Origin of the sequence: Desulfonatronospira sp., from assembly GCA_003563255.1 — a bacterium.
Taxonomy (GTDB): domain Bacteria; phylum Desulfobacterota; class Desulfovibrionia; order Desulfovibrionales; family Desulfonatronovibrionaceae; genus Desulfonatronospira.
In genome coordinates, this window is record PWSL01000294.1 from 1 (window position 1) to 6,483 (window position 6,483).

At 49.3% G+C, this 6,483-nt stretch carries 7 protein-coding genes; 3 read left to right on the plus strand and 4 right to left on the minus strand.

Going from position 1 to position 6,483, the window contains the following annotated elements; translation table 11 throughout:
* Nucleotides 1-198 precede the first annotated feature (198 nt).
* Both QZP87_RS08735 and QZP87_RS08740 read right to left on the minus strand, forming a co-directional pair.
* Entirely contained in the window at nucleotides 199-504 is a 306-nt protein-coding gene (locus QZP87_RS08735) for a PxxKW family cysteine-rich protein (protein ID WP_363331005.1), read from the minus strand.
* A gap of 452 nt (nucleotides 505-956) precedes the next feature.
* Nucleotides 957-1,259 (minus strand): IscA/HesB family protein, encoded by a 303-nt coding sequence (locus tag QZP87_RS08740; protein WP_291322535.1) that lies wholly within the window; start codon nucleotides 1,257-1,259, stop codon nucleotides 957-959.
* A gap of 279 nt (nucleotides 1,260-1,538) precedes the next feature.
* On the opposite strand from QZP87_RS08740, the gene QZP87_RS08745 reads away from it, so the two are divergent.
* Nucleotides 1,539-2,762, plus strand: a complete 1,224-nt coding sequence (locus QZP87_RS08745; protein WP_291322536.1) for an LL-diaminopimelate aminotransferase — start codon at nucleotides 1,539-1,541, stop codon at nucleotides 2,760-2,762.
* A 3-nt stretch (nucleotides 2,763-2,765) separates the two neighbouring features.
* On the opposite strand, the gene cls is transcribed toward QZP87_RS08745, so the two are convergent.
* The gene (gene cls / locus QZP87_RS08750; RefSeq protein ID WP_291322537.1) at nucleotides 2,766-4,181 is read right to left on the minus strand and encodes a cardiolipin synthase; all 1,416 of its coding nucleotides are present in this window, start codon (nucleotides 4,179-4,181) and stop codon (nucleotides 2,766-2,768) included.
* Between the two features lie 254 nt (nucleotides 4,182-4,435).
* Nucleotides 4,436-4,690, minus strand: coding sequence for an RNA-binding protein (locus QZP87_RS08755; RefSeq protein ID WP_291322538.1), 255 nt, complete (start codon nucleotides 4,688-4,690; stop codon nucleotides 4,436-4,438).
* A gap of 557 nt (nucleotides 4,691-5,247) precedes the next feature.
* Here QZP87_RS08755 and QZP87_RS08760 point away from each other — a divergent pair.
* Both QZP87_RS08760 and QZP87_RS08765 read left to right on the plus strand, forming a co-directional pair.
* On the plus strand, nucleotides 5,248-6,021 hold the full coding sequence (locus QZP87_RS08760) for a SagB/ThcOx family dehydrogenase (RefSeq protein ID WP_291322539.1): 774 nt from the start codon (nucleotides 5,248-5,250) through the stop codon (nucleotides 6,019-6,021).
* Nucleotides 6,022-6,269: 248 nt separating this feature from the next.
* Nucleotides 6,270-6,483 (plus strand): Trm112 family protein (locus QZP87_RS08765; RefSeq protein WP_291322540.1); only part of this gene is annotated, 214 nt, incomplete at its 3' end.

A 6,483-nucleotide genomic window follows, 5' to 3' on the forward strand; every position in this document is an offset into this window, starting at 1 on the left:
AAGACCCTGGTTGAATCCTTTCAGGGCAGCTGTCGCTGCATTCAATCACGCCACAGGCGTGACAGGACCCGCAAGGAAAAGGCATCAGCCGCTTGCGCGGCGGGGAGAGCACCTGAGCTTAGTGTCCAAAAATGAAACAGTCCCAGTGCCAAGTAAAAGGCCCGGGGACAGTCCCCCGCAGGGCTGTACTGATACAAATTACTTTTTCTTGGCTGCGCGTTTGGAAGCCTTGATGGGGTTGATTTTCACCTCGCCTTTTTTATCAAACGTAGCCTGCACGTGCGTGGCGAAATTGCAGACATTATGTTCCCATTTTATGGTCGGTTCAGGATAACTTATGCAGTAGGTTTGCCCCCCGAATTCATGAACCCGGTCACACCCATTGCATTTTTCAACTATCGGGTGGCAGCCTCCCTGTTTGTAGGAGCACCCTTTTACAGTCATGAAAGTGCAGTTCACTCCTTTTTTTATGGTATCGCACTGCATGCTCATATAGACCTCCATGTCCGCATCCTGCGGATTTTGCTATTAATGTATCTGTTTAGTGGCTTAGTGAACATTTCAAACCAACATGTTGGTCGTTAAAATCGGTTCCTGGTTCTTCGTGCATGGGTATCTGTTTAGCGCTTTGCATGTGGCATGGGGACTGGCTCTTCCGGCACTTATTTTTATTGAACAAGAAACAGATTAGAAAAATAAATGATGTGACTGCAAAAAATCACTTTTGCAGTCACATACGTCAGAGATCAGACGTCAGATGTCAGTAAAATCAAAGAGTTATGTAGATTGTTGATTTCTGAATTATTCAATTTCTCGACTTTTTGCAGGTGCATCATAAATGCCGGGAGAGCAAGACCCGTGCCACATGCAAAGCGCTAAGCAGATACCAGATAATAAGAAAAATGGCCACATCATCATGACATGGCCATTGAATTAAACAAAGGCTGTTCACATAATCAGCAGGAAGAGCAGGTTGAAGAACATCCTCCTGCATTTGCCTGCAGACTCGATTTTATTATAAAACCGCCTTCAGTCATATCCAGTTGAATTGGAGCTACAGTTTCCATGAGATTTCTGTCCACTAGAAATTGAAAGCCCTTCAAATCATAGATATTGTCGTTATCTTTTTGCTCATCCAGAGCAAGAGCCAGTCTGGGGCCGCCTCAACCTGCTGCCAGGTAAACCCTTATTGGGGCTTTTTCCTGGGTCTCAAAAAACCTGTCCAATTGCACCTTGGCAGTGTCGCTCAACTCAAACATAATATACTATGCCTCCTTGTTTTGAAAAAAGAGAAATATAGTTTTTTTGACTTTTGAAGTCAACCATCTTCATGGCTTCCTTCCACGCAGACAAATAAGATCATATCAGTATGTTGTCAAAAACTTTTTTTCGTAATTATCCTTACAACGACACTTATTTGTGCCTCAAGAGCACTGGCTCTTCCGGCACCCCCAGAATGGTTACAAATGCTCTATCTGGAAATATTTGACACCTGGAGGTTATTTTTTTACTGGAAGCAAAAAATATGGGAGAGTTTTATGATTTTGATAAACGAGCATTACAACAAATTGACCGCTTCTTATCTTTTTGCCGACATCGCAAAACGCGTACAGACATTCCAGGATGAAAACCCGGACAAATCAATAATAAAGCTGGGCATAGGAGATGTCACCCTGCCTCTTCCCGCAGCCTGTGTCCAGGCCATGCACAGGGCCGTGGACGAGATGGCTGACCCCGGGTCATTCAGAGGTTACGGACCGGAGCAGGGCTACGATTTCCTGAGGGAAAAGATCGCCCGGCATGATTTCCAGGAACGCGGGGCAAAGATCACCCCTGACGAGATTTTTATCAGCGACGGGGCCAAGTGCGACACAGGAAATATCCAGGAAATTTTCAGCACAGACACCAGGGTTGCAGTGCCGGACCCTGTTTACCCCGTATACGTGGACACCAACGTTATGGCCGGCAGGACCGGGGAAATGCAGGGTGGCCGCTATGAGGGACTCATCTACCTGGAATGCACCCCGGAAAACGGCTTCATCCCTGATCTGCCCCGGGAACAGGCGGACCTGATATACCTGTGCTACCCCAACAATCCCACCGGCGCAGGCATCTCAATGCAGGAGCTGCAGAAATGGGTGGACTACGCCCGGGACAAAAAGGCCCTGATCCTTTTTGACGCAGCTTACGAGGCCTTTATCCGTGATGATGCCATGCCCCGCAGTATTTTTGAAATCCCCGGGGCCAGAGAATTGGCCATCGAATTCAGGAGCTTTTCCAAGACCGCCGGCTTCACCGGAACCAGGTGTGCATATACTGTTGTTCCCAGAGACTGCCGGGCCTATGACAGCCAAGGCCGAAAGACCATGGTCCATCCCCTGTGGAACAGGAGGCACAATACCAAGTTCAACGGGGTAGCCTACCCTGTTCAGCGCGCTGCAGAAGCGGTCTACAGTCCGGAAGGGCAGGTTCAGGTAAAAAACAATATCGACTATTACCTCAGTAACGCCGGAATTATCCTCAAGGCCATGCAGGATCTGGGCTACAAATGCACGGGAGGTAAAAACTCTCCTTATATCTGGATCCAGAGCGGCGCGGATTCCTGGAGCCTTTTCGACTCACTTTTAAACAAGGCCGGCGTGGTGTGTACACCGGGGACGGGTTTTGGCCCCTGCGGACAGGGCTTTATCCGGATAAGCGCCTTCAACAGCCTGGAGAATGTTCAGGAAGCCATGCAGAGGATCAGCAAAGCCCTGTCATAGACTCTAAAGCAAAGGGCTGAAGATTTTGACCACTCCCTCGGTCATCCTTTTGTATACCGGCCGTCTTGACCACCAGGCCAGACCGGCTGTAAATGAGTTCTTTTTATAGTCCTCTACCAGCATACTCAGTTCGTAGCTGAACTGCTGGTCAAAAACTATGCTCACCAGTTCCATGTTGAGATAGAAAGAGCGGATGTCAAAATTGGCCGAGCCCACGATGGCCAGGGAGTGATCCATAGCGATGATTTTTGCATGCAGCATCCCATCCTGGAAAAGATGCACATTGCCCCCGTTATTCAGGACAACCCCGCAGTAGTAGGCGCTGGCCTGATCCACAAGGAGATGATCGCTTCTGTCGGGGACAATTATATCCACTTGAACACCCCGGGCCGAAGCCAGCCTCAAAGCCGTAATCAGGCCTTCATTGGGAATGAAGTAAGGTGAAACCACCGAGACCTTGCGCTGAGCAGAATTAATGGCCTGGATAAGCAGATCCTGGAACCCGTAGGTGGGCCTGTCCGGCCCCGTGGGCACCACCTGTACCGCGGCCGTGCCCTCGCTGATAGAAGGCGGATAAATATCCGGGTCTTCCAGCATCTCCTGGGTCTCGTAAAACCAGTCTTCTACAAACACCGACTGCAGTTGCCTGACGGTAGGGCCCTGCACCCGGGTCATGACGTCATGCCATTGTCCGGCCTTTTTGTGACCGAACTCGGGATCGACAATATTCTGGGAGCCCGTATACCCCACCTGACCGTCAATGACCGCCAGCTTCCGGTGATTGCGGATATCCAGTCGGGCCAGCCGCATTCTTAGGGGATTGGCAGGAAGGGCACTGTGTACCTGTACCGCATGATCCTGCATCCATCTGCCCAGGCCGGAAAACATGCCCGCTGATCCAACGGCATCCGCCAGAACCCTGCAGGTAACACCTCTGCCGGCCGCCTCAGCCAGGGCCCGGGCGACTCTTTGCCCTGTAAAATCGTCCCTGAATATATAGAAAAGCAGGTGCACATGGTGTCTGGACCGCAGTATATCCGCGGTCAGGGAATCAATGAATTCCTGGGTATCGGCGATGAGCTTCATGCGGTTGCTTCCAAGAAGCGGCAGACCCCCGTGCTTTTCAGCCAGGTGCACCAGGGTCTGGTGATCAGGATTGACCTGACACCCTTCAAAATTGGGCGTGGTCAGGTAACTGGAATTGGTCAGGTGAAAGTTTTTGTGTCTTTTTATGCGGCGCGACAGCCTTGGACGGCTCAGACCGTGCTCTTCAAGGAGTAGATAAAGGATAAGCCCCGGCCAGGGCATTAAAAAAATCACTGCAAGCCAGGCCAGGCATGTGGAGGGATTTTCCTGGCGCATTCCGATTACCGGAATCATCCCCAGGCGGATAACCCACCCTCCAAGACTCCAGATCATGGATTCCGCCAGCATCACTGGAACTCACTCGGATTGAGGTTAGTCAATTTTCATGCAACTATGCATCATGGTACCGATTACCGGAGTAAGAGCAAAGACAAAGTTTGCTGGATAGTCACCCTTTCATCAGGAAACGGATTTAAGTCTGCCCATATTTTTGTATGGGCAGGCATGCATAAGCTTCGATAACAGCTAAAAAAAAACCATCCCAGGGGACTCCCGGGATGGTTTTTGTAAACTATGGAAAACCCCTTTTAGAAGCGGGATTCTCTTTTAGGCTTGGCAACGTTGACCTTGATGTTGCGTCCACCGTAATCTTTGCCGTTGAGTGCTTCAATGGCTTCGTCGGCACCGTTTTCCATCTCCACAAAACCAAAACCACGGGAACGGCCGGTTTCACGGTCTTCGATGATTTTAGCAGAACTTACCTCTCCAAATTCGGCAAAGGAATCGCGGAGTTGGGCCTCGGTTGTGTTCCAGGGCAGATTGCCCACGTACAGATTGGTCATAAAAAAAAGCTCCTGAAAAAAAGTAAAATAAATAATCATCAGTCTCAGACTGCACCTTTTCAGCCTGACAACATAGACCAATGATCAACGCAACTGTCCTTATAGTCTCAGCGCGCGGGATATGCAAGCTTTTTTTTGCATTTTTTTATTTTTTTAAGGTAACAATATCAAGATGTTAATATATCAACTTGAGAGTTCAAAGTTCCTGGTTCTTCGTTCCTGGTTGAAAGAAATAAAGTCACTAAATTTGGCTAGATACCTGGTCTCCCCGAAAGACATGTTTATCTGCCAAAAAAGCCAATAAAAACATATTCTTATAAAAAAACTTTTGACTGTCCAGTTATCAGTCCCGGTTTATTTTGCCTTGTCATCAGGTGCTGCATGATTTAAGTTTAGTTATCAGCAGTGCTCCTGGGCGGTTGTCAACATATTCCTGCTTTTCTGAAGTTACATATTTACCGCATGTACACCAGGTGGTAACACATTAATGCTCTTCTCCAGCAGTTCAACCACAACGATTATGGCCCGTGTTCCAGACCCGGGCCCGGGAGAAAATTATGTCCGAGAATAAACCCCGACGGGAATTCCTGAAGGATTCCCTGAGAAAAGAGACAGATTTTTCACAGACTGATCAGAACAGGGGCGTGCCCGCTCCACCCATTCAGAAGCCCTATGACCCCTCTCTTTACAGGTTGTCTTTGAGCATGGAAAAAGAGTGGAAGAGTTACATAAAGGAGTTAAGCCTGGACAGGATAATAGCCAACCGCAAAAGCAGGAGAAAGTACTCGGACGAACCGCTGCAGATCCAGGAACTCTCTTTTCTGTTGTGGGCGACTCAGGGCATTCGAAAACAAAACAGAGATTATTCAGCCCTGAGGCATGTCCCCTCCGCCGGAGCCCGGCACAGCTTTGAAACCTATCTTTTCGCCCGCAATGTTCAAGGACTGGATCCGGCTCTTTACCGGTTCCTGCCCCTGGAAAACGAACTGGTGCTTGTGAAAACCATCCCCGGTATGACGGCAGAGCTGTCCCATGCTGCTTTCGGCCAGAAGTTCGTGGGCCTTGGGGCTGCAACCTTTGTATGGTCGTGCATACCCTACCGCATGGAGTGGAGGTACGGACCAACCGCCTACAGGGTCATCCTCATGGATGTCGGACATGTATGCCAGAACCTGTACCTGGCATGCGAGGCGATAGGAGCGGCCACCTGCGCCGTGGCCGCCTACGACCAGGAAGCCATGGATGAACTGGTGGGCCTGGATGGACAGGATGAATTCGCAGTCTATCTTGCACCGGTGGGCAAGGCACTGACAATTCCAGACCTGATCTGAATACCGTATACAGGACAGTTGATCACAACAGGTATGATTCTTGTTGCTTTTTAACTTTTTTTATAATACTGCTTATATGCATTGAAACATGATCGGCCCAGTGTTAACTGGAACCAGGCTGTGGACAGATATCAGCCAGAGTGTACAGGGCGGCTGTTATCCATGTTTTTGAATTGTTCCGACCTGTTTATTTCTCAACCACTGCCACGAGCATACTTCACGGCTAATAACTCAACATTTGGGATGTTATGAAAACCTGGCTTACTTCAATATTGGTCTGTCCGGCCTGCCTGCCCCTGGAAAAAGGCCTACAGCTGAAGGCGGACACTCAGGAAAATGACGATGTTTTTGAAGGAACCCTCAACTGCCCGGAATGCCTGAAAGAGTATCCCATCCGGGAAGGCATCGCCATGGTGCACCCGCAGCAGAACACACTTAAAGACTCCGGGTCTAAATATGAAA

Bases quoted from the DNA above. Each gene is read 5' to 3' on its own strand.
- QZP87_RS08735 (WP_363331005.1), bottom strand. From the start codon at position 504: ATGGAGGTCTATATGAGCATGCAGTGCGATACCATAAAAAAAGGAGTG.
- QZP87_RS08745 (WP_291322536.1), top strand. From the start codon at position 1,539: ATGATTTTGATAAACGAGCATTACAACAAATTGACCGCTTCTTATCTT.
- cls (WP_291322537.1), bottom strand. From the start codon at position 4,181: ATGATCTGGAGTCTTGGAGGGTGGGTTATCCGCCTGGGGATGATTCCG.
- QZP87_RS08755 (WP_291322538.1), bottom strand. From the start codon at position 4,690: ATGACCAATCTGTACGTGGGCAATCTGCCCTGGAACACAACCGAGGCC.
- QZP87_RS08760 (WP_291322539.1), top strand. From the start codon at position 5,248: ATGTCCGAGAATAAACCCCGACGGGAATTCCTGAAGGATTCCCTGAGA.